Source organism: Enhygromyxa salina (assembly GCF_002994615.1).
Lineage (GTDB): Bacteria > Myxococcota_A > Polyangia > Nannocystales > Nannocystaceae > Plesiocystis > Plesiocystis salina_A.
Map to the genome: position 1 here is coordinate 24,338 of NZ_PVNK01000203.1, position 26,344 is coordinate 50,681.

Sequence of the window (26,344 nt, forward strand, 5' to 3'; positions counted from 1 at the left end):
GGCGGGCGTCGGTGTATGCGCCACGCTGATGACGGCGGGTTTGCCCCAATCGGAGGCCGGGGATCACAGCGGACCGCTCGACGAGACGCTGGCCTCGCTCGGCGCGGGCGCGGGCGCGGATTCCGAGCTGCCCTTCGATCGCGGCGACCTGATCGGTCGCTACGTCGTGCTCGAGGAGGTCGGGCAGGGCGCGATGGGCGTGGTCGTCGCGGCCTACGACCCCGAGCTCGATCGCAAGGTCGCGCTCAAGCTCATGCACGTCGGACCCCGCGCCGCGCGTGGGGCGAGCGCCCGGCTGCTGCGCGAGGCCCAGGCCATGGCTCGGCTCTCGCACCCCAACGTGATCACCGTGCACGACGTCGGGACCGCGGGCGACGACGTGTTCATCGCGATGGAGTTCGTCGAGGGGGGCTCGCTCCGGGAGTGGCTGGCCGCGCACACCGGCTCCTGGCAAGACCTCGTCCGCGTGTTCATCCAGGCCGGCCAGGGCCTCGCCGCCGCCCACCGCGAGGGCATCGTGCACCGCGACTTCAAGCCCGACAACGTGCTCGTGCGCGAGGACGGGCGCGTCTGCGTCGGCGACTTCGGGCTCGCGCGGCGCGACGAGAGCGCGCCGGGCTCGGCCGCGCTCGACGACCTGCGCTCAACCCTGCGCAGCCAGTCGGGCGCGCGCGCCTCGGTCGCTGCCGTGGGTGGCCTGACGCTGACCGGCGCGACGATGGGCACGCCGGCCTACATGGCGCCCGAGCAGCACCTGCGCAGGACCGCCGACCACCGCGCCGATCAGTTCGCCTTTTGTGTCGCGCTGTGGGAGGCGCTGGTCGGCGAGCGGCCCTTCGCCGGGACCACCCTCGGGGCGATCGCCTTCAGCGTCACGAGCGGCCAGCGCGAGCCCTTTCCCCGGGACTCGCCGGTCCCGGCCCGGGTCCGCGCTGCGCTCGAGCGCGGCCTGTCGAGCCTGCCCGACGATCGCTTCGCGGACATGGACTCGCTGCTCGACGAGCTCCGCGCGGCCCTCCGTCGCAGCCGGGGTCGATCGCGGGGCTCGCTCGTCGCGCTGAGCTTGGCTGGCCTCGGCGTCGTCGGGATGATCGTCGCCAGCTTCGTCTACGTTCGCGGCGCGTCCGAGCCCTCGAGCGAGGCCGCCCCGGCGCTGTGCTCTCGCGCCGAGGAGCAGCTCACGGGCGTGTGGGACCCCGCGGTCCGCGACGCGGCCGAGCGAGCGTTCGCGGCCTCCGAGCGCCCCTTCGCCGGGCGCAGCTTCGAGCGCGTGGCCGCCCAGCTCGACCAGGCCCGCGCAGACTGGATCGACTCGCACACCCAGGCCTGCGAGGCCACCCGGGTCTACGGCGAGCAGTCCGAGGAGCTGCTCGATCGGCGCATGAGCTGCCTCGCCCAGCGCCGCAGCGAGCTCGCGGCGGTCGGCGCCGCGCTCGTGGCCGCCGAGCCCGAGACCGTCAGCAAGGTCGACGACCTGCTCGGCGCGAGCGCGCCGATCTCGAGCTGCAACGACCTCGCGCTGCTCGAGGGCGGGGTCGCGGCGCCGCCCCCCGAGCAGCGCGAGCAGGTCGAGGCCCTGCGCGCGCGGGCGGCCGAGCTCGAGGTCCTGCGCCGCTCGGCCGACGGCGGCGACATGCTCGAGCTCGCGGCCAGGCTCGTCGCAGACGCGGAGGCCCTCGGCTACGACCCGGTCCTCGCCGAGGCCCTCTACCTGCACTCGGCGCTGCTCGAGGCGACGGGCCCGAACGAGGCGCTGCCCGTCGCCCGGCGGGCGGCGACCGTCGCGGCTGGCTCGGGTCACCGGGCTGAGCTCGCCCGCGCCCTGAGCATGATCGCGTGGCTCGAGGGCACGGGCCGGGCCAACTTCGAGCTCGGCCTGTGGCTCCTCGACCAGGCCGAGGCCGAGCTCGTCGCGCTCGGTGAGCCGACGATGCAGGTCCTCCAGGTCAAGTCCGACCGCGCCTCGATCCTCACGACCCAGGGCGACTACGAGGCCGGGCTCGCGCACTTCGAGCGGGCGCTGGCCTTCGCCGAGCGCGAGCTCGGACCCGAGCACATGCGCGCCGCTGATCTGCGCTTCAACATCGCGGCGACCCAGCACTACCTCGGCCGCCACGAGCAGGCCGAGCAGGGCTTTCGGGCCTCGGTCGAGGTCTACACCAAGCTCGTCGGCCCCGATCATCCCGAGGTCGCGCAGTGTCACAACAACCTCGCGGCGGCCCTCGTCGCGCGCGGCAAGGCGGAGGAGTCCGAGCGGCACGCGAGGCGGGCGATCGAGATCTGGGAGGCCAACGGGGCCGACGCCTACCTCAATGGCGCCTACGGCAACCTCGGCGACGCGGCCCTGGTCCGCGAGGACTACGAGGGCGCGCTCGCGCTGTATGAGACCGCCTACGCCATGAAGCTCGAGGTGTTTGGGCCCGATCACCCGATCACGATCGGCGGGCTCGGGGCGGTCGCCCGCACCGAGCTCAGGCTCGGTCGGCTCGACGACGCGCAGGCCCACTTCGAGCAGGGCCTCGCGCGCCTGACCGAGAGCGTCGGCGACGCCCACTCGGCGGTGTTCGAGATCCGCCTGAGCCTCGCCGAGCTCGCCCACCTTCGAGGTCACGACGCCGAGGCGCTCGCGGGCCTCGTCGAGCTCGAGCAGGAGGCGGGCGAGACCGGGCGCGACGGCCTCCACTACGTGCTCGCGGCGTTGGTGATGCGGGCCGCCATCGAGGGCGGACGCGGGCGCAGCTCGGCCGCGCTCGAGGCCCTCGATCGCGCCGAGGCGCTGTTCGAGGCTGGCGTCGACGAGACCCTGCACGCGTCGGCGAACGAGCTCCGGGCCGAGCTCGAGGTCGCGGCCGGAGGCGGGGGCGAGCACTGAGGCGGCGGGCAACAGGCGCGCTCGCGCTGCTCGCCGCGCTCAGGGATACTCGCCGCGCTCAGGGATACTCGGCGCCGCCGGGGATCGAGACGCTCACCAGCTCCTCGACCTCGCCGTCCTCGGGTCGCTCTTCGCGGACCTTGCCGATCCCGGGGGCGTACCAAAACATCACGGTCTCGCCCGCGGTCGTGCCCACGGTCCGCACGCGCTCGATCTGAACGCAGTTGAAGGTCCCCGCGGGCACGGTGACCTCCTGGTCGACGGCGATGACCTCGAAGCTGTGCCCGCGCGGCTCGTAGTCGGGGTTGAGCCCGTCGCCGTCGGTCTCGGTTCGGTCGTAGAGGATCTCCTCGAACGAGCCGACCGTGTCCCAGGCGTCGTCGAAGCGGACGAAGCCGGGATCGTAGTCGACGATCATGATCGTGCCGTTGGCGTCCATGACCTCCTTGTGGACCCGCGCGGCGACGGTTCCAGACCGGGCGATCGTGCTTCGGGTCCACTCGCCGCTCGCGTTCGGGTTGTCGACGAAGTCCCACGCGGGCTCGCCCGCGAAGGTCGTCTCGGTCGCCTCGACGATGTCCATTCCGGTGATCTGACCCATGCTGTTGGTCGAGACGTAGCTCCACTGCCCGCCATCGACGAGGGGGTAGAAGCTGTTGAGCTCGTCGACCGTGCCCCCGGTCTCGTCCGTGTCTGCGGTCTCGCCCGTGTCTGCGGCCTCGCTCGTGTCTGCGGCCTCGCCCGCGCCCTCGTCGTCGATTGTCTCGGGCGAGAGCTGGTTGCACCCGGCCACGAGCAGCGGTGCGGTGAGAAGGAGTCCTGCCAGCGTTTTTGTGATGGTCATGGGAAGTCGCTCGCCGCGTCGGTCAGCACGGACGGGTGTATGTAGCTCGATCGTCACTCCGATCACACGCGAGCGTCAATCTTCCCCTTGACTCGCGTCGCGCAGCAGCTCGAACAGCAGCTCGTCGAGCGCGGCCTCGTCGACCTCGCGGGGGAGCGAGGTCGTCTCGAGCGCGGCCCGCATCGCCTGATCGAGGGCCTCGGCCTCGGCCAGCAGCGCGTCGTAGCTGAGCTCGCCGCGTCGGATCGCGAGGAGCTCCTCGGCGTCGTCCCGGCGCACGTGGACCTCGCCGTCGCGGAGGATCTCGAGGCCCATGCGCAGCAGCCGGATCAGGTGCATGCCGTGCTTGGTGTCGTAGCCGTGGGCAGCCTCGAGCGCGGCCCGCTTGGGGTTGCGCTCGCGCTGCCAGCGTTGAAACTGGGTCCAGCGCTTGCGCGCGCCCCGGTAGCGACGCTCCTGCCGCAGCGTGCGCAAGACCTCGGCGCCGAGGCCCAAGCTCGCGCCCGCGACCTCGGCGACCTGCTCGTCGAGCTGACCGCCCGGTCGAGCTGTCAGCACCGTCGACCAAAACTCGCGGAGGCGCTCGCGTAACACGTCACGCTCGGCGCCCGGGAGCTCGATGCCCTCGTCGACGGTCCACCCGCGGACGACCTTGGCGATGCTCTCCTCGATCCGGTTGCGCTCGTCGGCCGAGAGCAGCGACTGCTCGGGCAGGCCGAACTCGCCCCGGGTCGGCTCGTGGTCGGGGGGGTGCAGCAGCCACTCGCGGTGACCCTGGATTCGGCGCAGCTGCCCCTGGGCGTAGCCCGCGAAGGTGAAGCGCACCTTCTGGGACAAGAAGGCATTGCGCTGGCTTCGGAGCCGATCCCACAGCGGCGTCGAGAACACGATCTCGCGCTCGTCGAGGAAGAGCAGCTCGAGCATGTTGGGGTTGCACTGGGCGCACAGGGCCACGACTTTGGCGAGGTCGAAGATCACGAGGTCTGGCGGGGCCGTGCGCGCGCGCAGCGACGGCCCCGCGCTCGGGTGCTCGCCCGCGCGTGTGAGCGCCCGCGCATAGGTGGCCCCGAGCGGTGGCTCCGCGCTCGCAGATTTGGGTACCCAGGTGAATTGCTCGAACTTGGTGCGAAACGACAAGCGCGTCCGCAGCGGTGCCACGCAGCAGCCCCGCAGGTCCACGTCAGATCCAGCGCGGGCCGTTCCGTAGGCGTGTGAGCCGCTCAGTCCCAAGAAGATTGTGTGAGTGTCGACGTCGAATTGCATGGTTCGCTCGGGATCCCGGCTCGGAGCTACTCTCGCTCGGGATCCCCTGATATACCTCGCGGCGGTCCGATGCTTCGAAATAAGCCCCAGCGTGTCCTCGCCACCCTCGTCCTCGCCACTTCTCTCGTTGGAGTCGGCGGCTGCGGCGGAAGTCTCACTCGTGCCCAGGATGCCCTTGCGATCGGCGACGAGGCCGAAGCCGAGGTTCAACTGCGCAAGGCGTTGAAGTCGGAGTCGACCCGGGTCGAGGCCTCGGCGCAGCTCTCGGTCCTGCTCGCGCGCCAGGCCGCGGAGTTCGCCGCCGACGAGCCCAAGCGGGCCGAGGACTTCTACCGTGAGGCCCTCGATCTCGACTCGCGCAACGAGGCCGCCCGCCTCGGCCTCGCGCGGCTGCTGATGAAGCGTGGGTTCATGACCGACGCCAACGAGCTGCTCGAAGTCGACGGCTGCCACGGCTGCGGCCGCCTGCGCGCGATGATGGTCCACGAGTCCGCGGTCAACGCCCTCGCCGCGGGCGACATCCTCGGCGCGCGTCAGCTGTTCCAGCAGGCCTTCGAGCAGGGCAAGGATCCCCTCGACGCCCTCGGCCTCGTCCGGACCTGGCTCGCGCCGTCTCAGCGCGACCTCGCCCAGGCCCAGGCCGCGCTCGAGGCCGCGGCGCCGCTGATCGCCGGCGGACAAGCCGAGGCCGAGCAGCAGTTCCAGGAGCTGCGCATCCAGCTGCTCGGGGCCGCCGCCGCCAGCCGCAACAACGACATGGTCGAGGCGCTGTTCAAGGTCCGCACCGCGACGCTCCAAGACGAGCCCGAGTTCGATCTGCGCTTTCGGATCTCCCAGGCGCAATTCCGCAATGGCGACTCGGATCCCGCGATCGCGCGGATGACCAGCTTGCTCGAGAATTCGGGCCAGTACCTCGAGCCGACCCAGCGTCAGGTCATGACCGCCGCGCTCGTGGTCATGTACTCAGCGCGCACGGCGCAGCATCTGCAGATGGGCGATCCCGTCGGCGCTGCCAAAGACATCGGCGCCGCGCTCAAGCTCGACGCGGACAACAACCGCCTCAAGCTCCAGCAGGTCCTGGCGATCGCGGCCAACCGCTTGCCCCTCGCCTTCACCGAGATCGACAAGGCCCGGGCGGGCAAGGACCAGACCGAGGTCAAGGCCATCCTTCACGCGCTCGATGTCCTGGCCCAGATCGACGCGGGCAAGATGAACAAGGCCTACGACGCGCTCGAGAAGGCCGAGAGCCTCGCCGCCGAGCTGCCCGAGGTTCTCCTCGCCCGGGCCTACGTCCTGGCCCGGTCGCGCAACGAGGACCTCAAAAAAGACGAGCTCAAGGACGCGCGCAAGGAGAGCGGCTTCGAGTACCCGAAGGGCCGCATCAATCAATTCGCGGGGGCGCTCGCTTACCTCGATCGCGCCAAGGCGGCCGTGCGCGAGCAGGGCGTCCTCCATGCCCTGCGTGGCCCCGGCTTCGACGTCCGCGTCAAGGCGCTCGAGGCTGAGATCGGCGCCTTCTACCCCTACGAGGTCGACTGGTACCCGGGCAGCGGCGCGGTGATCGAGCTGATCTCCGCGACCGGTCAAAAGTCCGTCGAGTACAAGGGCCCGCGCTGGCTCAAGGGCACGGCGGTCGCCTCGAGCGGGAGCTCGGCCGAGATCCCCGTCAAGAACGTCGGCCTGGTCTGGCTCGACTACGACGGCAAGCACATCGCCGTTTTGGTCGAGGACCACACCCACATCAAGATCAACATCTGAGCCCTGCGGTGAACGCGGATGCGGTATGGTGGCGCTCCCGACCAAGGCTGCGCCATCCATGACCGTTCTCGTTCCTCCACGCATCTACTTTCGCGGCGGCACATCCTGGGATGTTGCGACTGGCAACCACTGGCCAACCTACGATTCGGCCGTCGCCGAGCTGAATTGGGCCTACCTGGCCACGCAGACCGTCGATGGGGTCGCAATCACCCCGGAGAACTATCGTGAGCTGTTCCCCAAGTGGGTCCTGACCCCGCAGACCCACACCGAAGGCGCGACCAGCTGGCGCCAGCCGCCCTCGGAGTGGAACTACTACGGCGCCAACTCCAGCCAGTTCATTCAGTCCAAGACCGGCGGCACAACCACGACCGTGACCGCGGGCCAGATCGCCTACGCCCAAGATCCCGCCGATCCGCCGCTGCTCACTCGAGATCCGATCGTCGGCTCGCCGATTGCGATCCTCGGCAACGCGAGCCCCCAGACCGGCAGCGCGCGCCGGGTCGAGCTCAACCCGGGCGCGCTGTGGAGCTCGCAGATCTACGTGGGCGGCGTCCAGATCGGTGAGCCCAGCGACCCGAACTCGCCGTGGCTGACGGGCGTCGTGCCCGAGGGCACGCGCATGCACTCGCGCTGGATCAACTTCCAGCGCAACCTCAACACCGACGGCAAGGTCGAGATCGCCGGCGTCGGTGGCTGCGTGTTTCAGATCGGCCTGCCGACGACGGGCGTCGCGATCAACAACCCCAAGGGCGCGTCCACGCTCCTGAGCCGGATGCAGACGGCCCTGCGCAGCGCCGGGGTCCAGGGCGTGCAGCTGCGCTTCTCGACCTACCTGACCCAGCGCTGGGCGAGCGAGGAGATCCTCGCCGAGATCCCCGAGCTGGCCGAGTGTCTGGAGCTGTCGTCAAGGCGCGAGACCAGCCCGGGCGCCTACGTCAACGAGCTGATCACCTGCCAGTACGACAAGCTCTTGAAGCTCTGGAACCAGACCCCGAGCATGTCGAAGAAGAAGAACCGGGCGATCGCCAGGGTCGTCGGCACGGTCGGCATCTGGGACAAGGGCGAGCCCTCGACGGTGCCCTGGCAGCGCTACCTGCCCGCGGTCATCGATCCCAGGCTAGTCAACGCCAACACCGGCTACGCGCCCAATCCTCTCGGCTGCGCCAACGCGCGGATCGACGGGGGCGCGCGGGTCTTGAGCCTCGATCTGGGCAACACCGTGCCCGAGACCGACAGCGCCGGTCAAAAGTACGACCTCGGTGAGCTTCGGGTCGGCATCGAGAGCGGCGGCGAGCGCTTCGAGATCGGGAGCTTGAAGCCCTCCGCCTACGCCGCCGCCGCCTACGAGCGGACCGCCGGGATCGTGGACATGGCGATCCCCACGGGCGTACCGCTCGAAGGTCGCCTCGTGCTCGAGGCCCAAGAGAAGCGCCTGTATCGCGGCAGCAGCTCGATGAGGTTCGTCGCCGCGCTCGCCGAGAGCGCCGATCAGCTGGTCGTCCAGACCGACCAGCGCGGGGTCTACGTCGAGCAGGGCGAGACCGGCGTGATCAACTTCGACGTGCTCTACAACGGCCCGGCGCCGAGGCGTCGGACCGTGCACGTGACCATCGCCCAGTACCTGCGCGTGTCCGCGCCGCCCGGCGCCGACGGGGGCGCGTGGCAGCTGGTCGGGAGCACGCTGCCGGGCCAGACCGAGCCCCGGGCGCCCGCGGCCTACTTCCCGACTCCGGGGGGCTCGAGCCAGGTCCTGACGGTTCAGGTCGCGCTCGACGACACCGGCTACGGCCGGGGCTCGTTCTCCTTCGCTCCGATCGAGCCCGGGTTTCCTACCTACGTGTTCTTCCCCTACCTCGACTCGAATCCAGCGCCCAAGCTTCCCGAGCAGATCGGCCCGGTGGCCCCGGGCCTGACGACGCTCAACGCGTTTTACGCCTGCGCGCGGATCATGCCCTTCGACGACGATCTGCCCGCGAAATTCGCCGAGTGCTGGAACCGCACCCACAGCGAGGACGCGGCCTACGAGTTCGTCGATCGCCACATCTTCGCCGCCTATGCCCTGATCTATCCGATCATGGCCGGGCTCGTGGGCAGCAAGCAGAAGCTGATCGACAATAATTCCGGCATTCAAGAGCGGACCTCGGCCGCGCTGCGAGACAACAGCGCGTACCTACCCATCACCCGGGAGCTGAGCGCGGGCAAGCGCGCGGTCATTGCCATGTGGGGGCAGCTGGTCGACAAGGGCTTTACGCCCTCGTTCGACTTTCCTGGGGATCCGCAGGGAGCCACGAGGACGGCGCCGACCTCTTGCGTCGAGCTTTAGCGCGGGTCGGATGTCTGTGTTGCCCGCCGTCCGGTCTCTGACGCGCCTGCTCGAGGCGGTCGGCTGTGACGGTGACGGTGAGGGCGAGGGCGAGGGCGAGGGTGAGGGTGAGGGTGAGCGCGAGCGCGAGCGGATCGGCGAGGGGCTGCTCGCGGTCGTGCTCCGGCTGATCTTCCTGTGGCAGGCCAGCGGGCGCGGGCTGCTCGGTGGGGAGCTGCGGGCGCTGCTCGAGACCCGTGACCGAGCCGGGTGCGTCGACGCCTGGCCACAGCTGCTGCGCATCTTCGACACCGTTCACGCGCGCCGCGGTGGGCGGCTGTTCGCGCCCGACCGGGTCGCGGCGCTGGCCGGCCTGTCGGTCGACGACGCGTCGGTGTTCGCGGTGCTCGACGAGCTGCGGGTCTACGCACACGCACAGGTCGAGGTCCTCGGCGGCGTCTACGAGGCCATGCGGACCCGCGCCGATCGCCGACGCACGAGCATGCACTACACCCCGCGCGAGCTCGCCGAGCGCGTGGTCGCCCGGACCCTCGAGCCGCTGCTGCGCACGCGTGGGCCGGGCTCTGTCGCGGTCTGTGATCCGGCGATGGGCTCGGGCGTGTTCTTGCTCGCGGTCTGTCGGCAGCTCGGCGCCCGGCTCGACCACGACGAGGGGCCGCTGGCGGTCGCGCTGACCTGCATCTACGGGGTCGACGAAGACCCCGACGCGGTCGAGCTCGGCAAGCTGTCGCTGTGGCTCGAGACCCGCGCGGGCGAGCTGCCCTTCACCTGCTTCGACCACGCGCTGCGCTGCGGCGACTCGCTCGTGGGCCTGACGGTCGAGCAGCTGCGGCGGCTGAGCTGGGAGGTCGAGCGCGGCGACCCGGTCGACGAGGTCGGCCAGCTCGTCGACCGGGCGCGCGAGGGCAGGGCGCGGCTGCGGGCGCAGCTGTCGGCGCTCGGGACCGAGCTCGGCCTCGCCGCGGCGACTCGGCGCGCGGCCGCGTTCGCCGAGCTCGAGGGCGTGACGGCGCCGCTGCGGGCCCTCGGTGATCGAGTCGTGCACGCCTTCTTTTGCTCGACCCGGACCCGGGCCCGCGCGCAGGCCCGGGCCCGCCTCGTCGAGCAGCTCGAGGGTGGAGCTTCGGGCGGGCCTCGAGCGGGGCCTCGGCCCTTTCATTGGTTTGTCGAATTCCCTCAATTGTGCGACGCCGAGGGCGAGCTCCAGATCGATGCATTTGTCGGCAATCCGCCTTTTCTGGGCAAGAATGGCGTGCTCGACAAGGGCGGCCGCGCCTACCTCGACTGGCTCAAGCAGGTCCACCCTGGCGCCCACGGCAACGCCGACTACTCGGCGCACTTCTTCCGTCGGGCCAATGCGCTGCTCGGTCACCGGGGCGGGACGATTGGCCTCGTCGCGACCAACACGATCGGCCAGGGCGACACGCGCGCGACCGGGCTCGCCCAGCTGCTCGCGTCGGGGGCCGAGATCTACGACGCGACCGAGCACCTCGAGTGGCCCGGCGCCGCTCATGTCACGGTCTCGATCGTGCACCTCGCTCGGGGGCCGGTCAGCGAGGGGCTCGAGCGGCGGCTCGCTGGCGAAGCGGTCGAGGTCATCAACAGCCGCCTCCGGGCGCGACCCGAGCGGGCTGATCCGATCAGGCTGGCCGCGAACGCGACGCTGGCGTTCATCGGCACCTACGTGCTCGGGCGCGGCTTTGTGTTGAGCGCGGCCGAGCGCGAGCAGCTGGTCGCCAAGGACGCCCGCAACGGCGCACGGATCCGCGCGTACATTGGCGGTGAGCAGGTCAACGCGTCGCCGACCCAGGCGACGACGCGCTACGCGATCGACTTTGGTGACCTCTCGCTCGACGAGGCCGCGGCCTGGCCAGACCTGTTGGACATCGTCCGACGCGAGGTCAAGCCCGGCCGTGACAAGCTCAAGGACAACCCCGACGGTCGGCGGCGCAAGAGCTACTGGTGGCAGCACGGGCGCGCCACGCCTGCGCTGCATCGGGCTCTCGCGCCCCTGTCTCGGTGCCTGGTGACCTCGCTCGTCAGCAAGCACCTGGTGTTCGCGTTTCAGCCCGCGCGGCGGCTGTTCTCGCACAAGCTGTGCGTGTTCCCGCTCGACACCTGGGCGGCCTTCGCCGTGTTGCAGTCGCGGATCCACGGGATCTGGGCGTGGCTGCTGAGCTCGACCATGCGCAACGCGGGGATCAACTACTCACCCAGCGACTGCTTCGAGACCTTCGCGCTGCCCACGCTCCCGGACCCCGCGCTCGACAGGGCAGGGGAGCGCCTCGATCGTGCCCGGGCGCGCTACATGGTCGGGGCCGCGCTCGGCCTGACCAAGACCTACAACGCGCTGCGCGATCCAGCCTGTCGCGCAGACGCGATCGTCGAGCTCCGCGAACTCCACGTCGAGCTCGATCGGGCCGTGCTCGCGGCCTATGGCTGGGCGGACGTCGAGGTGCCCGAGTACCTTGGCGAGCACCCGGCGTTCGAGGACGAGGTCATCGATCGCCTGTTCGCGCTCAACGCTGCCCGCAGTTCAAGTCGCTGATCTGCTTTCAGCCCGAGATCTGATCGATGAATGAAGCGAGGTAGGCCTGCGCCTCTTCTTCGGAGTGGCAGACGCGGTAGGGGTGCGGCGGTGTCTTGATCTGAAACGCCAGCTTGAGCGCGCCGCGGACCACCGCCGAGGGGATCACGAAGGCCAGGGCGCGCATGTAAGCCTGCAACAAGGTGTGATGGGTCTGACCGAACTCCGCGATGCGCTTGACGTGGGCGAGGTCGATGCGGGCCGTCTTCTCGGCGTTGGCGAGCACGCAGATCGACCGGTGGCGACCGAGCTCGGCCTCGACTTGCTTGAAGATGTCGTCGAAGCTCTCGATCGTCGGCGATGTACCGACGGTGATCCGGCATAGTGGCCTTTGCGATGTGTCGACGACCGCGTCCACGTGTCGATGAGCATACTCGCTGCCCGGCGCCGAGCCCACCCACATGTCGAAATCGACGGCCTGCGCAGCTCCCGCCCGCGGCCTGGGGCCTCGCGGCGGTGGTCTGCGGCCTCATTCGCGGCCTGCTCGGAGCGTGCTCCACGCGCCCTGGCGCCCTCGGACTCGCGCGCGTGTCTGCGGTACCTCGCGTGGGTGGCTCCGAACCCCCCCCGAGGGTGAGTGTTCGATCTTCGGATCAGGTGCTATAAGCACATCGTTTGAGTCGAATGATGGGCGCTAAACCAAAGGGATACATGCGCTCGTGGTTCGAGCTCATACGTGTATTCAACGTGCCGATACCATTGGCAGGAATCTTTGTTGGGGCCTGCGCGGCAGATCTGCAATTGCGTGAATTGTGGTTGGTGCTACCCGTGGCGGCTTTGGTGGGTTGTGCTGCGACGCAGTGCTTCAACGATTATGAGGATCGGGAGATTGACGCCGTGAACGCGGCCTTTCGTCCCATTCCCTCGGGCGGGCTCGAAGCTCGAGAGGTCCTCGTTGGCGGGCACCTGTTCACGATTGCGTGGGTGCTGTTGTCGCTGCTTTATTCGACGGCCGCCGCCGCGATTGTCGTGATCGTCTACCTGCTCACGCGCTGGTATTCTCGGGTCAAGCAGATCTCCTTGGTCCACCATCTCTTGCTCCCCGCCGCGCTCGGGTTGATGCCGGCCTACGGCTCGCTGATGGTCTCCGGCGAGGTCCACGCCCTGGCCGCCATCGCGGGGGTCTCGATCTTCTTGATCGACATCAACATGAACATCGTCGGCACCTTCAAGGATCTGTACGAGGGCGCGGTGCCCGAGCGGGTGTTGCCGGTCGTGTGGGGTCCACGACCGGCGGTCGCGCTCGCGCTGGGCGTCGGGCTGCTCGGGATCGCCGTGCAGATCATCCCGGTCGCGCGGGGGCTGTGCGGCCCGACGCCGCTGATCCCGCTGGCGCTCGGCGCCGCGCTGACGGTCCACAGCCGCGTGGAGCTGCTGCGGAGCCCGTGCGCGACCGTCGGCTACGCCGCGCTCAAGTCCGGGCGGCTGACCGAGTGTCTGACCTTTCCAGCGCTCCTCGCAGGTCTGCTGCCGCTGCGCGCGGCCGCGTTCATCATCGGCGCCTTGACCTTCTTCGCGCTGCTTGCCCAGACCTTGCTCCCCGAGGCCCGGCTGCCCGAGGGGGCGGGCGCCAACGCGGAGTTGGCTCGAAGCTGATGTCGACGCACCACTCATCGGTGTCGCGGCCGGTCGTCGCGTACCCCGAGCACCGACTGTCGCTCGCGGGCATGCTGACCCTGGCGCGCGAGCTCTATGGCCACGCTCGCCACTTTCGCGCGATCGAGCGGATGATCTCCAACACGCAGATCGCCGAGCGCCGCTTCGCGCTGCCCCTCGAGCAGATCGGCAAGCAGGCGGGCCTCGCCGAGCGCACGAGGCTCTACATGGAGCACGCCCGGCCGCTGGCGCGGGGGGTGATCGAAGACGCGCTCAACGAAGCGGCCCTGATGCCCGCGGACATCGATCTGATCATCACGAGCTCATGTACGAGCTTTGTGATGCCTTCGCTCGACGCCTACCTGATCAACGATCTCGGCTTTCCCCCGACAACGCGGCGGCTTCCGATCGCGCAGCTGGGCTGCGTCGCCGGGGTCTCGGCCCTGCTCATGGCCAACGACTACTGTCGGGCCTACCCCGAGGCCCGGGTCCTCGTCGTCGCCGTCGAGCTCAGCTCGCTGTGCTTCTTTCCCGAGCACGACGACCTGACCTCGGCCGTGTGCGCCAGCATCTTTGGCGATGGGGCGATGGCCTGCGTCGTGTCTGGCGCGGCCCACGACGGCTCGGGTCTGCGGCTCGGGGAGGGGATGAGCTACACCATGCCCGACAGCGAGCACTACATTCGTTACGAGGTCGGCGACGGCGGCTTTCACCTGACCCTCGACCGCGGTGTCATGCACTCGATCCCCAAGATCGCGCCGACGATCCAGGACTTCGTGCGCTCGCGTGGCGTGGAGGCCCTCGACTTCGTCGTCGCACACACGGGCGGGCGGCGGATCCTCGACGGGATCGTGTCCTCGCTCGGGATCGACGAGCGCCTGGTCGGGCAGAGCCGCGCGAGCCTGCGAGAGGTCGGCAACACGGCCAGCGTCAGCGTATTCGACGTGCTGCGCCGGGCCTTCGACAACGAGCGACCCGAGCTCGTCGAGCGGCCCAACCACGGGATCGTCGTGGCCTTTGGTCCTGGCTTCACCATGGCGCTGCTCGAGGCCACCTGGGCCTGAGTCGTGGTAGTACGTCTCGCATGATCGGAGGGGCAGCGCTCGGGCGTGTTGTGGTGCTCGCGTCGGTCACGGGGCTGCTCGGGTGTCGGCAGGTCCCCGCCGAGATCGCCGTCGCCGAGCCCGCGGCCCCGATCGTCGCGGAGCCCGAGCCCGATCCCGATCCCGAGAACGCGCCGCTCGTGTGCCGGTCGGAGCTGCTCGCTATCATTGGCGAAGAGGGCCTCTCGATGGTCGGCCACGAGGCGCTCATGAGCCTCGAGCGGCGCAAGTACAGCGACCGCGGGCGCGAGATGCCAAGGGCCGCCGAGCTCCGCTACCGCCGCTCGATCGCGGATCGGCTGATCGACCAGCGCCTGCTCGAGCTCGAGGCCGCGCGCCTCGGCGTCCACCACGACGAGGCCGCGCTCCGCGAGCGCGAGGTCGAGCAGCGCCGGGGGATCGAGGACTGGGACGCCTACCTGCGTCGCCGCGGTGAGACCGAGGCCACGCTACGAGCGCTTCACATCGCCGAGCTGCGCGAGCGGGCGATCCTCGACCACCGCGGCGCGCTCACGGTCAGCCCCGACGAGGTCCAGGCCGAGTACGACACGATCGCCCCCTCTTACGACCGCAAGGACGACCGGGTCCGGGCCCGGCACATCCTGATCAAGGTCGATCCCGATCGTGTCGGCCGGGCCAGCGAGGCCGAGGCCCGGGCCGAGGCCAGGCGCCTCGCCGCGCTCGCCAACCAGCCCGACGTCGACTTTGCCGAGCTCGCGCGCGCCGAGTCCGATGGGCCCTCGGCCGCCAGGGGCGGCGACCTCGGCATCTTCTCCGCCGATCGCATGGTCGAGGACTTCTCCAAGCCCGTGTTCAAGGCCAAGCCTGGGGAGATTGTGGTCACCCAGACCAAGTTCGGGTTTCACGTCGTCCTGGTCGAGGGCCACTGGGGTCCGGGCCCGCTGCCACTCGAGGCGCTCGAGGAGCAGATCATCGAGCGCTTCGCGAGCCGCAAGCTCAACGCCGGGCGTAGCGAGCTCAAAGACGAGCTGCGCGAGCGCTACGAGCCGCAAAACTGTGAGGACGAGCGGCGGTCTCAGGAGCCGGGTTGAGCCCGGGCGATGCTGCCCGCTCGGGGGACGAACCTTGTTATTATCGCGGTGCTGAGGTGATAGCCTCGCGGCCAAATGAAGCACGCGAACTTCTTTTGTGTGGCGCTGAGCTTGGTCATGGCTTGCCAGGCCGGAGAGCCGAATGACGAGGGCGAGACCGAGACCGGGACCGCGACCGGGACCGAGACCGGGACCGAGACCGAGACCGGAACCGAGACCGAGACCGGTGATGGTGATGGTGATGGTGATGGTGATTCGACCGGCGACGGCGACGGCGATGGCGACGGCGACAGTGGCGACGGCGACGGCCACTGTTGCGGCGAAGCTGCCGACCAATACTCCATCTATCAGATCCAAGACGGGACCGCGCCGTCCTTTGGCTGGGTCTGGGTCTCCAACGTCTGGGTCACCGCCAAGCGCAGCAACGGCCTGTGGGTCCAGGAAATGGGCGGTGGGCAGTACAGCGGCATCTGGGTCTACACTGGCGAAAACTTGCCAGACCTCGAGGTGATTGAGGTCGGTGACGTCGTCGACGTGCTCGGTGTGCGTGGGCAGTTCAACGAGGTCAACGAGATCAACGCCTTGAACGGAGGCGTCACGGTCGTCGGCGAGCTCGAGTCGCCGCTGCCGCCCGACCTGATCTCCGTTGGCAACATCGACGCGACCTGGGAGAGCGTGTTCGTCCGCGTGGAGGGCGAGCTGGAGGTCGTCGGTTTGCCGGGCGATGGCGAGTTCATCATCGACGACGGGACCGCGAACGGCTACGTCGACGACTACGTGTTCAACGTGATGGACGCCGACGAAGCGTTCCCCGATTTGGGCCTCGAAGCCACGTTCACGGCCATTCAGGGGCCGCTGAACCTCTCGGCTTCGACCTACAAGATCATCCCGCGCTCGGCCGCCGACCTCGAGGGCTACCAGCCCTTCTTGTAGTGGGCGCGCGCGCTGTGCCTCTTTAGCAGGCGCCCGAGATTCCTCCGGGCGTCTCGCAGGGCGTCAAGTTGTCCGGGACGCAGCCGGTCGTGTACCAGACCGAGGTCTCGCCACACAGCGTCTTGCCCAACGTCGGGCACAGGTTTGAGGAGCTCGCACAGCCGATGAAGACTTCGTCGGGCAGGGTGCACCAGCCCTCGTCGCCGTCGTCGACGAGGGCGTTGCCGTAGACGGGTCCGCAGCCGGACTCTGCGAGGCAGTCGGCTTCGGTCGAGAGCAGGGCGCAGCCCATCAGCTCGCCGTCGCCGTCGCCGTCGCCGTCGCCGGTCTTGGCGCCTCCTGTGTCGTCGTCTTCGCCGTCGCCGTCGCCGTCGCCAGCGTCATCTTCGGTGTCCCCGTCTCCGCTCTCGGCGTCGGCGTCGGCGTCGGCGTCGCCGACGTCCTCACCGTCACACCCGGGCGCGAGGAGGAGGGCGAGGCCGAGGGTCATCGCAGTGCTCAGTCGTCGTCGGTGTTTGGTCATGGCCCACTTTGGTCCCGCCAAGGCGGCGTCGTGCTTCAGACCCCGCTCGCAATCGGGGCCTTGTAGGGGTGAGACAAGGCAAGCGCGAGGGTGAAACCCGGGGGCGCGGCGCGGGGTCGGTGGTTCATCACTCGCGGTCGTCGTGACGATCAAGCCGTGCGTTGGAGCCTGGGGTATCCTCGGTCGATGGGCAGAGCCACCTCGACCCAAGCCTTCGGAGCCGCGGCGTGAACCAGCAAACTCGACCAAGCGCGAGGCCGCGTTGGCTGGTGTTCGTGGGCCTGCTGATCGCCTCATTGGCCGTCGGCTTCACGCTCCGTTCGAGCACGGCAGACAAGCCGGAAGATGACGGCGCGACCGAGTCAAAGATGGCCAAGAAGGCGGGGTCGAGGCCAGGCCGTGCGGGTCCGGAGCAGCCCGAGGCGCGGCGCATGTCGGTCGCTGTGGTCGATGGCTCCGGACAGCCGATCGCGGGGGCGCAGGTGTGCCTCTTGCTGGCCGGACGCGAGGTCCTGGCGCAGCGCTGCGCGGCGACGGACGCGGGCGGCTTCGTCGACGAGCTCGAGCTGAGCGCGGGCGAGGGCTGGCGAATCGCGGTCTCGGCCGAGGGCTACCGACCGGCCATGGTCCCCCGACCCGGCGAGCTGGCGCCACGCGGCGACCACGTGAAGGTGACGCTGCGACGCGGCGGGGTTCGTGTGACCGGGGTCGTGGCGGACGCGACCGGTGGGACGATCGAGGGGGCGCTGGTCCGGGTCGAAGACGCCAGCGGCGCGGCGATCGCCGCGAGCGTGTCTGGGGAGGGCGGCGAGTTCGAGCTGTGGGCGAGCGAAGGCCACGCGAGGATCGAGGCCGCCGCCGACGGCTACGTGAGCGGCAGCAAGGGGCTGGTCCTGCCCAGCGGAGCGGTCGAGCTGGTGCTGCTGCCCGAGGCGGTCATCGCCGGGCGGGTGCTCGATGCTCGGACCGGGGCGGCGATCCCCGACGCGCTGGTCTCGGCGCGCCGGGCCGACAACGACGCGCGGGAGGGCAGCGACGACGGTGTGTACCGAGCCCGGAGCGACGCGCAGGGGCGCTACGAGATCCGTGGGTTGCCGGGCGGAGTGTTCGGGCTCAGCAGCCAAGGCCCGTGGGGCGAGGGGGCGAGCGAGGGCGGCGTCACCGTCGAGTTCAGCAGCCGGGTCGAGGACGTCGACATCTTGATCCACCGCGGGACGAGGGTTCGAGCGCGGGTGGTGATCGCCGACACCCGGCAGGGCTGCCCCGGCGCCGAGGTCTCGCTGGTGGAAGAGGAGGTCGGGCGTCGGCTGGCGAGCTCCGCCGACCTCGACGGGCGCGTCGAGCTCTCGGTTGCGGGAGCCGGCAGCTATCGAGTCGCGGTGCGCTGCGAGGGGCATCGGCTCGTGGGTGATCCGCCGGTCCTCGAGCTGAGCGGAGACCCGAGCGACGACGAGTCGATCGAGCTCGTGGTCGAGCGCGGCTTCGTCCTCCGGGGTCGGGTCTCGGGCGACGGCGAGCCGCTCGCCGAGGCTGCCGTCGCGCTGATCGCTGCGCGGGGGGGTCCGCCCGCGGCGGTGGCCGTCGCCAACTCGGCGGGCGAGGTCGAGCTCGCGGGCCTCGACGATGGCGAGTACGTGGTGACCGGCGTGGCGCCGGGTTGGTTTCCCGTCGACGCCGAGCTCCGCGTCACGATCCCGCGTGACGACTCGTTCGAGCTGGCCCTGCGCGCGGGAGGGACGCTGCGCGGCGAGGTCGTCGAGGTCGGCGGACGCCCCGTCGCCTCGGCGCGGGTGCTCGCGGTCCGGCGCTCGGTCAACGGTCGCTGGCGGGGCGAGACGCTGACCGACGCCGAGGGACAGTTCGCGTTCGCCTCGTTGCCGCCGGGTCGCTACCAGGTCGACCTGTTGGCCGAGGGCGGCCAGCCGCTCACGAGCTCGAGCGGCGCAGCGGCGTCGGCGAGCGCGAGCGTCGAGGGCGGCGAGGCGAGTGAGCTGGAGTTCGTCGTTGCCCCGCAAGCCGGGGTGATCACCGGGGTCGTCGTCGATAGCGACGGCGAGCCGCTGGCCGCCGCGTTCGTGTGCGCCAAAGCGGACGCTCCGCCCCCGGACGCGCTCGTCTCGCGCGGTCGCTGTGCGCCGCGGATGACCGATGTCGACGGCAGCTTCGAGATCCGTCGGCTGTCGGGCGGGCAGTACACGCTCGAGGCTCGGGTTCGCGGCGGCGGTGAGGCGGTCCTGTCTGGGGTTGCGATCGGCGACGAGGTCGAGCTCGTCGTGCGTGACACCGGCTCGTTGCAAGGCCGCGCGCACTATCGCAGCGACGGGTCGATCCCGGATCTGCTCGTCGTCGAGGTCGTGCGCGGGGACGCGGCGGTGCGCCGGCGGGACGTGTTCTTGCGGACGCGCGGCGAGTGGTCAGTCGCGGGGCTGCCGGTCGGTCGCTACCAGGTCCGCATCAAGGCCAGCCAGGGCGCGGGGGCGGTCGAGGCCGAGGTCGGGGCGGGGCGCAACGACGCGGGCGACGTGCCGCTCGACGATCTGACCCAGCTGCTCGGACGCGTGGTCCGACTCGAGACCGGCGAGCCGCTCGCGGACTTTCGCGTCGTCGCGACCGCGCTCGACGCCCAGCTCCGCAGCCGCTACGTCCACGAGGACGCGCGCAACGTCAGCGACGCGAGCGGGCGCTTCCTCATCTCGGACCCGCCGACCGGGCGGGTCACCCTGCACGTGATTCCGAAGAACCTGCACGCGCGCCCGCCCGATCTGACCGAGGCCCACCTCAGCGTGACCGTGAACCCGGGCGCCCCGCTCGACCTCGGCGACCTGGGCGTGCCGACGCGCCGACTGAGCCCCGATCAGCAAGCGGCGTCGTTCGGGTTTCGCCTGGTTCGTTGGGACCACGTCGCGGATCAAGCCGACCAGGTCGCGCGGGTGATCCGTGTGGAGCCGGGAGGCGCGGCCGCGGCGGCGGGCTTGGAGGTCGATGACGTGATCACGGCGATCGACGGCTACGACGTCGTGGGGCGCCGCTACATCCTCCAATACCTGCTCGCGGCGCCGGTTGGGACCTCGGTCGTGTTGGACACCGAGCGCGCGCCGGGGCTGGTGTTGGTCGGGCGCTGAGATGGGCGCCGCGCTCGTCTGCCTGTTCGACACGCGAAGCTCTGCGGCTCAGATCGAGATCACGGGCAGCTCACCCTCGGGCAGCTTGACCTCGCACTCGGTCTTCTCGCGGATCTCCTCGACGCTGACGCCGGGCGCGATCTCGACCAGGGTGCAGCCCTCGGGCCCGAGCTTGAAGTAGCCCAGATCCGTGACCAGCTCGTGGACCACGCGCTTGCCCGTGAGCGGCAGCTTGCACTGATTCAGCAGCTTGGGCGCGCCCTTTTTGTTGCAGTGATCCATGGTCACGATCACCCGCTTGGCGCCCGCGACCAGATCCATCGCCCCGCCCATGCCCTTGACCTTCTTGCCGGGGATCATCCAGTTGGCGAGGTCGCCGTGTTCGTTGACCTCCATGGCCCCGAGCACGCACAGATCCAGGTGGCCGCCGCGGATCATTGCGAAGCTGTCGTGGCTGCCGAAGAAGCTGGCCCCGGGGATCGCGGTGACGGTCTGCTTGCCGGCGTTGATCAGGTCGGCGTCGACCGCGTCCTCGGTCGGGAAGGGGCCCATGCCGAGGAGGCCGTTCTCGCTGTGGAGCACGACCTGCATGCCCTCGGGCACGTAGTTGGCGATCAGCGTGGGCATGCCGATGCCGAGGTTGACGTAGTAGCCGTCGCGCAGCTCCCTGGCCACGCGCTGGACGATTTGCTCGCGGGACATCGCCATGGTCAGGCCTCCCTCGTGGTGCGGAATTCGATCGGTTTTTCGTAGGACGGGCCCTCGATGATCCGATCGACGTAGATCCCGGGGGTGTGGACGAAGTTGGGATCGAGCTCGCCGGGCTCGACGAGCTCCTCGACCTCGGCGATCGTGATCGTGGCGGCCGTGGCCATGGCCTGATTGAAGTTGTTGGCCGTGTAGCGATAGATCAAGTTGCCGTGGCGGTCGCCCTTCCACGCCTTGACCAGGGCGAAGTCGGCGCGCAGCGGCATCTCGAGCACGTACCAGCGCCCGTCGATCTCGCGGACCTCCTTGCCCTCGGCGATCGGCGTGCCGTAGCCCGTCGGGGTGTAGAACCCGCCGATCCCCGCGCCGCCGGCCCGGATGCGCTCGGCCAGGGTGCCCTGGGGGACGAGCGTGACCTTCAGCTCGCCCGACAAGAACAGCTGCTCGAAGGTCTTGTTCTCGCCGACGTAGGAGCCGGTCATGCTCCGGACCCGGCCGGCGTCGAGCAGGATGCCGAGGCCGACGCCATCGATGCCGCAGTTGTTGGAGATGATGTCGAGATCGGCGTGGCCGGCCTCGTGCACCGCCTTGATCAGGTTCTCGGGGTTGCCGCACAGGCCGAAGCCGCCGGACATCAAGGTGATGCCGTCGCGCATGCCCTCGATGGCGGCGCTCGCGGAGGGGTAGGTCTTGTCCATGGCGCCCGGAGTGTCGCGCGCCACGGAGCTAGGGCGCAACCCTTCATAGGCGGATCCCGACTCGGGCCTGCGCCCCGCCAGCCTCGCTCCGCTCGGGCCCGCGGGACGAGATCGAGACTTTGGTCGGAATAGCTCGTGCGCGCTCGTGCGTCTGGGCGCCATCATGACCCCTTCGCTCTGGCTCTGCGCCACGTTGGCCTTCGCGCCGCCAAATTTCACCGTCACGCCGGTCGACGAGCGCCCCGCCCGGGAGCCGAGCGCCTCGCTCGACGCCGAGATCGACGAGCTGACCACCCTCGTCAATGACGAGCCGCGCGAGCGAGGCCATCGCTTCGCGCTCGTGCGCGCGCTGATCGACGCGGGCGAGCTCGACGAGGCCCTCGCCGCCGCCAAGGCCTGGCGCGAGGTCGACGCCTACAACCTCGTGGTCGTGCGCCTGATCGGGGACATCCAGAGCGAGCTCGGCCAGACCCGGCAAGCGTTGCGCACCTACTCCGCCGTGACCGAGCTCCTGTCCGAAGATCCCGAGGCTCAGCGGGCGCTGGCGACGGTGCTCAAGGCCCAGGGGGACCTCGACACTGCCTACGCCCGGCTCGAGGTCGCCGTCGAGCTCCGGCCCGAGGATCAGCGCCTGCTGTTCGAGCTCGCCGACATCGAGCTGCGCCAGGGCGACTACCAGCGCGCCGTCGAGCGCTTCGAGCTGATCGCCGCCGACGAGGACGCCGATCAGCAGCTGCGCCACCCGGCCAAGCAGCGCCTCGGGCAGATCTACGCCCGGTTCCGACGCGACGCCCCGACCGACGCGCAGCGCCAGGAGTGGAGCGCGAAGATCGACGCGCTCGAGCTCGAGGGCGGCTCGGAGAACGACATCAAGGTCTACCTGACCTGGGACACCGACCGGACCGACGTGGATCTGTGGGTCACCAACCCGCGGGGCGAGAAGGTGTTTTACAGCCATCGCAAGGGGGCCTTCGGCGGCACGCTGTTTGGCGACGTCACGACCGGCTACGGGCCCGAGAGCTTCACCGCCAACCACGCCAAGGCCGGCAGCTACGCGATCGAGGTCAACTACTACGGCAGCGGCGGGGCCATGAAAGAGGCCCGCGGCGAGGTCATGGTCGTCGTCAACGAAGGGCGCGACGACGAGCGCCAGCAGACTTTTTCTTACGTTTTGCCCAAGCCTGGCGACACCGTTCGCGTGGCTGAGATCGAGGTCAAGTGATGCGAAGCTACTTTCCAGTCTTGTCGATGGTGCTGCTCGCGGGTTGCGTGGCGTCTTCGTCGTCCTCGCTGTCGACGACCCGCTCGGGCGAGGCCAGTCAGGTCACGGTTTCGCCCGAGGTCGCGCGGACCTCTGCGTGGCTCGACGACATGGACCGCGGCTCCCAGGAGATTGGCCCGGGTCAGCTCGAGGTCGAGGATCTTCGCGGCGCGCCGCAGTTCTTGGAGCTCGCCTCGCTCGCCGTCGACGTCGAGACCGCCGGGCCGATGGCTCGCTACGAGGTCGAGCACGTGTTTCACAACCCGAGCGAGGAGCTGCTCGAGGGCACCTTTCGCTTTCCGCTGCCCGCGGGCTCGGTCGTGACCGGGCTCGCAATGGAGATCGACGGTCAGCTGATGGACGGCGAGATCCTCGAGCGCGACCGGGCCCGGAAGATCTACGAGGAGATCGTCGACAGCATGCGTGATCCGGCCCTGCTCGAGTGGGAGGCCGGCCAGACCTTCAAGCTGCGGGTGTTCCCGATCGAGCCCGGTGAGCGCAAGCGCGTGGTCATGCGCTACATGGCCCCGCTGCTGCCCGATGACGACGCCGAGAGCGGGTTCTCGGTTGCGATCCCGACCGCGGCGCCGGCCATGCAGACCTCGATTCCCTCGTTGACGGTGAGCGTTGACGGACGCGAGGTCCTCGCGCGCCAGGACCACGCCGCGCGCGAGAACCTGAGCGTCGCGCTCGGGCCGAGCAGCGTGCCCGCCTTCGTCGAGGAGCCCCACGCTGGGCAGCGCTATCTGGCCGCGCGCCTCGACCTCGACTGGGCCGCCGTGCCCGAGCCGAGCGCGAGCGTGGGCCGGCGGCGGACCGTGATCGTGGTCGACAGCTCACGCAGCGCGCTCGAGTCCTGGGCGCTGGCGCGCGAGGCCGTGGCGACGGTGCTCGACGGGCTCGACCCCGCGGACGAGTTCATGCTCGTCGCGGCGGATCTCGACACGCGGGTGTTCGGCGACGGCTTCCTGCGCAACGAAGCGGGCGCGCGGGCGGCTGCGCTGGCGTTTCTGGCCGAGATCGATCCCGACGGCGCGAGCGACCTCGGGGCCGTGATCGCGCATGTTGGCGAGGCGCTGGCGAGCCCGAGCGACGCCGACCTCGACCAGGTCGTGTACGTCGGCGACGGGACCCCGACCTGGGGCACGACGGACCGCCAGGCTTTGGTCGAGCGGGCCAAGGCAGCCCTGGGTGGCGCGCCGCTCTACGCCGTCAGCGTCGGCAAGCGCGAGAGCCGAGACACGCTCGAGGCGCTGACGGGGATCACGGGCGGGCGCACGGTCCGGCCGCAGTCGGGCGCGCAGGTCCAGGCCTTTGCCTCGTTCCTGGATCGCGCGCCCGAGGTCCGTCGCGTGGCCACCGTCGAGCTCGAGCTGCCTGGCGTCGAGGAGCTGCGCGCGCCCGTGAGCACGACCTGGTTCGAGGGTGAGCGGCCGGTCGTGCTGTTTCGGGTCGGCGAGGATCAGCCGCTGCCGCGCGAGGTCGTGGTCCGCGGTCGCGCCGACGGTCAGCCCTTCGAGCAGGTCATCGCGCTCGGTCGGCCCGAGCTGCTCGCGGGCGTGCGCCAGCAGTGGGCCGCGCGCGAGCTCGCCGCGACCTCCGACAAGGCCGCCGCCATCGCGCTGAGCGTCGAGCACTCGGTGCTCAGCAAGCACACCGCGATGCTCGTGCTCGAGAGCGAGGAGGCCTACGAGCGCTACGACATCGAGCGCCGCAACGGGCCCGCGGCGCCGGGCGATCCCGAGGTCTCCGGTCGCAACCTCGACGCCGACGGGGGCAGCCCCTACCTCGGGCCTGGGGATCTGCAGCCGGGGGACCCCGAGGTTCACATCCCCGCGCCCCGCGACGCGCAGTCGGTCGAGGTCGTGTTTCCCTTTGGCGAGACCAAGGCCGCGCGCTGGGAGCACGAGCTCGGGCAGTGGACCGTGCGCTTTTTGGTCGACGACGACACGCAGCCGGGCATCTACGAGGTCCTGGTCCGGGTCACCCACGCCGACGGGCGGGTCGAGATCTTGAACCTGGAGTACACGATCGACGTCGAGGCGCCGCAGCTGCGGCTCGAGCTGAAGGTCCGCGATGATGGGGCCTTCGATGTGTTCGCGCGCCAGGTCTTGACCGACGCCGACGCGGCGCGGGAGCGCGTCGAGGGCCGGCGCGGCGGCGAGGAGGCGTCGACCTTGGATGCCAAGCGGGTCGAGCTGATCATGCCTGACGGACAGACCCTGACCTTGCGGCGCGGGGTCGCGGTGTGAACCTCGAGCGCAGCCGGAGCCCCAGCCAGCGCCCCCGCCACCGCGACCCGCGACGTGCGGGACTGTCTTGGGCTCGATCAGGGCTTTGTCGCCGCGACCGACGGCGGCGTGGTCTTTCTCGACCGAGCTGGGGTGGCCGGGGCCCCTTTGACGGCGCTCGATGGGCTGCCCGAGACCCGCAGCTACGCGGTGGAGCCCGTGGCGGGGTCCGACACGGAGGTCTGGGTGGGGACCGAGGGGGGCCTCGCGCGGGTCCAGGGGACCGCTGGTGGCGCGCAGGTGCTCGAGTCCTTTGCCTCGGAGCCAGTCCGCGCGGTCGTCGAGCATGATGGTCGGACGCTGGTCGGGACTTGGGGCGGTGGGGTGCTCGAGCTGCGCGAGGGCCAGCTCCGGGCGCTCGCGGGGCCCGAGCTGGTCAAGGCTGATCGGGTGACGGATCTGGTCGTCCACCGCGGCGAGGTGGTCGTCGCGAGTGCGGGCGCCGGGGCCTGGGTTCTCGGGCAGCAGCCGCGGGTCGTGGATGGCGTCGAGGGGGTCGTGTGGAGCCTGGCCGTGCACGATGGGGCGCTCTACGCCGGGACCTTCGCGGGCGTGCGCCTGGTCGACGGGGCCAACTCGAGGACCGTGAGCACCCACGACGCGCGCGCGCTCGCCAGCGTCGACAACGAGCTGTTGATCGGCAGCCGCGGGCAGGGGCTCGCGCAGTTGGGCTCGGAGGCGCGGGTTGGTCCGGCGATCAGTCACGTGCAGGGCTTTGATCGGGACCGCTGCGTGGCGAGCTCGGAGGGGCTGTGGATCCGCGACGGTCGGCGCTGGGTGTCGACGCTGGACCGCGGCTTGCCCTCGGGGGACGTGACGGATCTCCTGCGTGTGGGGGATCGGCTGTACCTTGCGACTTTTGATCGCGGGGTCGCCGTGTACGAAGATGGGCAGTGGAGGTCGATCGAGGATCCCGAGGGCGTGATCGATCCGCAGGTCAACGCGCTGGCCCCGGCGGGCGACGGGCGGGTCTGGGTGGCGACCGCGCGCGGCCTGCATCGCGTGGGTGGCGGGGCCGTGGAGACCTGGACCGAGAAGCGCGGGCTGCCGAACTCGACGGTGCTGAGCCTCGCGGTGTCGAGTGCGGGGGAGCTGCTCGTCGGGACCCACGCGGGGGTTGCGATCGTGGACGGCGAGGGGGATGTGCGCGCGCTCGGGTCCCGCGCACGCCGCTGGGCGACCTGGGCGATCGCCGAGGCGCCCGACGGGGAGCTGTGGCTGGGGACGACGCAGGGGCTGATCCGGTGGAAGCGCGACGGGTCCTGGCAGCACCTGTCGATGCTCTCGGGCCATCTGAGCGACAACTGGGTGACGGCGCTGCTGTTCGAGGGGGACGCGCTGCACGTCGGGACCTACGCCGGCGGTGTGGACACGCTCACATGGGAGGGGGGTCGGTGGCAGGGCGAGGCC

General features: G+C 70.2%; 18 protein-coding genes. 12 read left to right on the forward strand and 6 right to left on the reverse strand.

Annotated elements, in window-relative coordinates; all coding sequences use genetic code 11:
* Positions 1 to 28 precede the first annotated feature (28 nt).
* Positions 29 to 2,872 (forward strand): serine/threonine-protein kinase, encoded by a 2,844-nt coding sequence (locus tag ENSA5_RS23525; protein ID WP_106393935.1) that lies wholly within the window; start codon positions 29 to 31, stop codon positions 2,870 to 2,872.
* A 58-nt stretch (positions 2,873 to 2,930) separates the two neighbouring features.
* Here the strand turns inward: ENSA5_RS23525 and ENSA5_RS23530 are convergent, their stop codons facing one another.
* Positions 2,931 to 3,716 carry a TapB family protein gene (locus ENSA5_RS23530; RefSeq protein WP_146156029.1) on the reverse strand — a complete coding sequence of 262 codons (786 nt, stop codon included), beginning with the start codon at positions 3,714 to 3,716 and terminating at the stop codon, positions 2,931 to 2,933.
* 75 nt (positions 3,717 to 3,791) lie between these two features.
* Positions 3,792 to 4,979 carry a DNA polymerase beta superfamily protein gene (locus ENSA5_RS23535; RefSeq protein WP_106393937.1) on the reverse strand — a complete coding sequence of 396 codons (1,188 nt, stop codon included), beginning with the start codon at positions 4,977 to 4,979 and terminating at the stop codon, positions 3,792 to 3,794.
* 69 nt (positions 4,980 to 5,048) lie between these two features.
* Between ENSA5_RS23535 and ENSA5_RS23540 the strand changes: the two genes are divergently transcribed.
* Genes ENSA5_RS23540 through ENSA5_RS23550 form a run of 3 tightly spaced genes read left to right on the forward strand, consistent with a single transcriptional unit; the run spans position 5,049 to position 11,608 of the window.
* Positions 5,049 to 6,737 (forward strand): tetratricopeptide repeat protein, encoded by a 1,689-nt coding sequence (locus ENSA5_RS23540; RefSeq protein ID WP_146156030.1) that lies wholly within the window; start codon positions 5,049 to 5,051, stop codon positions 6,735 to 6,737.
* Between the two features lie 58 nt (positions 6,738 to 6,795).
* Entirely contained in the window at positions 6,796 to 9,060 is a 2,265-nt protein-coding gene (locus ENSA5_RS23545) for a hypothetical protein (RefSeq protein ID WP_146156031.1), read from the forward strand.
* Between the two features lie 10 nt (positions 9,061 to 9,070).
* Positions 9,071 to 11,608 carry a DNA methyltransferase gene (locus tag ENSA5_RS23550; protein ID WP_106393940.1) on the forward strand — a complete coding sequence of 846 codons (2,538 nt, stop codon included), beginning with the start codon at positions 9,071 to 9,073 and terminating at the stop codon, positions 11,606 to 11,608.
* 7 nt (positions 11,609 to 11,615) lie between these two features.
* Here the strand turns inward: ENSA5_RS23550 and ENSA5_RS23555 are convergent, their stop codons facing one another.
* The gene (locus ENSA5_RS23555) at positions 11,616 to 12,005 is read right to left on the reverse strand and encodes an STAS/SEC14 domain-containing protein (protein ID WP_106393941.1); all 390 of its coding nucleotides are present in this window, start codon (positions 12,003 to 12,005) and stop codon (positions 11,616 to 11,618) included.
* 293 nt (positions 12,006 to 12,298) lie between these two features.
* Between ENSA5_RS23555 and ENSA5_RS23560 the strand changes: the two genes are divergently transcribed.
* The 4 genes from ENSA5_RS23560 to ENSA5_RS23575 all read left to right on the forward strand — a co-directional run bounded on the left by ENSA5_RS23560 (position 12,299) and on the right by ENSA5_RS23575 (position 16,331).
* Positions 12,299 to 13,243, forward strand: a complete 945-nt coding sequence (locus tag ENSA5_RS23560) for a UbiA prenyltransferase family protein (RefSeq protein WP_258182993.1) — start codon at positions 12,299 to 12,301, stop codon at positions 13,241 to 13,243.
* Positions 13,243 to 14,307, forward strand: coding sequence for a type III polyketide synthase (locus ENSA5_RS23565; RefSeq protein ID WP_106393943.1), 1,065 nt, complete (start codon positions 13,243 to 13,245; stop codon positions 14,305 to 14,307). Before ENSA5_RS23560 ends, ENSA5_RS23565 begins: the two co-directional genes overlap by 1 nt.
* 20 nt (positions 14,308 to 14,327) lie before the next feature.
* Complete coding sequence (locus ENSA5_RS23570) at positions 14,328 to 15,398, forward strand: peptidylprolyl isomerase (RefSeq protein WP_106393944.1); 1,071 nt, start codon at positions 14,328 to 14,330, stop codon at positions 15,396 to 15,398.
* Positions 15,399 to 15,473: 75 nt separating this feature from the next.
* On the forward strand, positions 15,474 to 16,331 hold the full coding sequence (locus ENSA5_RS23575; RefSeq protein ID WP_106393945.1) for a hypothetical protein: 858 nt from the start codon (positions 15,474 to 15,476) through the stop codon (positions 16,329 to 16,331).
* 22 nt (positions 16,332 to 16,353) lie between these two features.
* Here ENSA5_RS23575 and ENSA5_RS36305 read toward each other — a convergent pair whose 3' ends face one another.
* Positions 16,354 to 16,854 carry a hypothetical protein gene (locus ENSA5_RS36305; RefSeq protein ID WP_181198066.1) on the reverse strand — a complete coding sequence of 167 codons (501 nt, stop codon included), beginning with the start codon at positions 16,852 to 16,854 and terminating at the stop codon, positions 16,354 to 16,356.
* A gap of 431 nt (positions 16,855 to 17,285) precedes the next feature.
* Here ENSA5_RS36305 and ENSA5_RS23590 point away from each other — a divergent pair, with 431 nt between their 5' ends.
* Positions 17,286 to 19,976, forward strand: coding sequence for an MSCRAMM family protein (locus ENSA5_RS23590; protein ID WP_181198067.1), 2,691 nt, complete (start codon positions 17,286 to 17,288; stop codon positions 19,974 to 19,976).
* A 48-nt stretch (positions 19,977 to 20,024) separates the two neighbouring features.
* Here the strand turns inward: ENSA5_RS23590 and ENSA5_RS23595 are convergent, their stop codons facing one another.
* Positions 20,025 to 20,684, reverse strand: a complete 660-nt coding sequence (locus tag ENSA5_RS23595) for a CoA transferase subunit B (RefSeq protein ID WP_106393949.1) — start codon at positions 20,682 to 20,684, stop codon at positions 20,025 to 20,027.
* A gap of 2 nt (positions 20,685 to 20,686) precedes the next feature.
* Positions 20,687 to 21,382, reverse strand: coding sequence for a CoA transferase subunit A (locus ENSA5_RS23600; RefSeq protein WP_106393950.1), 696 nt, complete (start codon positions 21,380 to 21,382; stop codon positions 20,687 to 20,689).
* Between the two features lie 163 nt (positions 21,383 to 21,545).
* On the opposite strand from ENSA5_RS23600, the gene ENSA5_RS23605 reads away from it, so the two are divergent.
* The 3 genes from ENSA5_RS23605 to ENSA5_RS23615 all read left to right on the forward strand — a co-directional run.
* Entirely contained in the window at positions 21,546 to 22,604 is a 1,059-nt protein-coding gene (locus tag ENSA5_RS23605) for a DUF2135 domain-containing protein (protein WP_146156034.1), read from the forward strand.
* The gene (locus tag ENSA5_RS23610) at positions 22,604 to 24,895 is read left to right on the forward strand and encodes a VIT domain-containing protein (protein WP_106393952.1); all 2,292 of its coding nucleotides are present in this window, start codon (positions 22,604 to 22,606) and stop codon (positions 24,893 to 24,895) included. Before ENSA5_RS23605 ends, ENSA5_RS23610 begins: the two co-directional genes overlap by 1 nt.
* A gap of 54 nt (positions 24,896 to 24,949) precedes the next feature.
* A partial coding sequence (locus tag ENSA5_RS23615) for a ligand-binding sensor domain-containing protein (protein WP_146156035.1) occupies positions 24,950 to 26,344 on the forward strand: 1,395 nt, incomplete at its 3' end.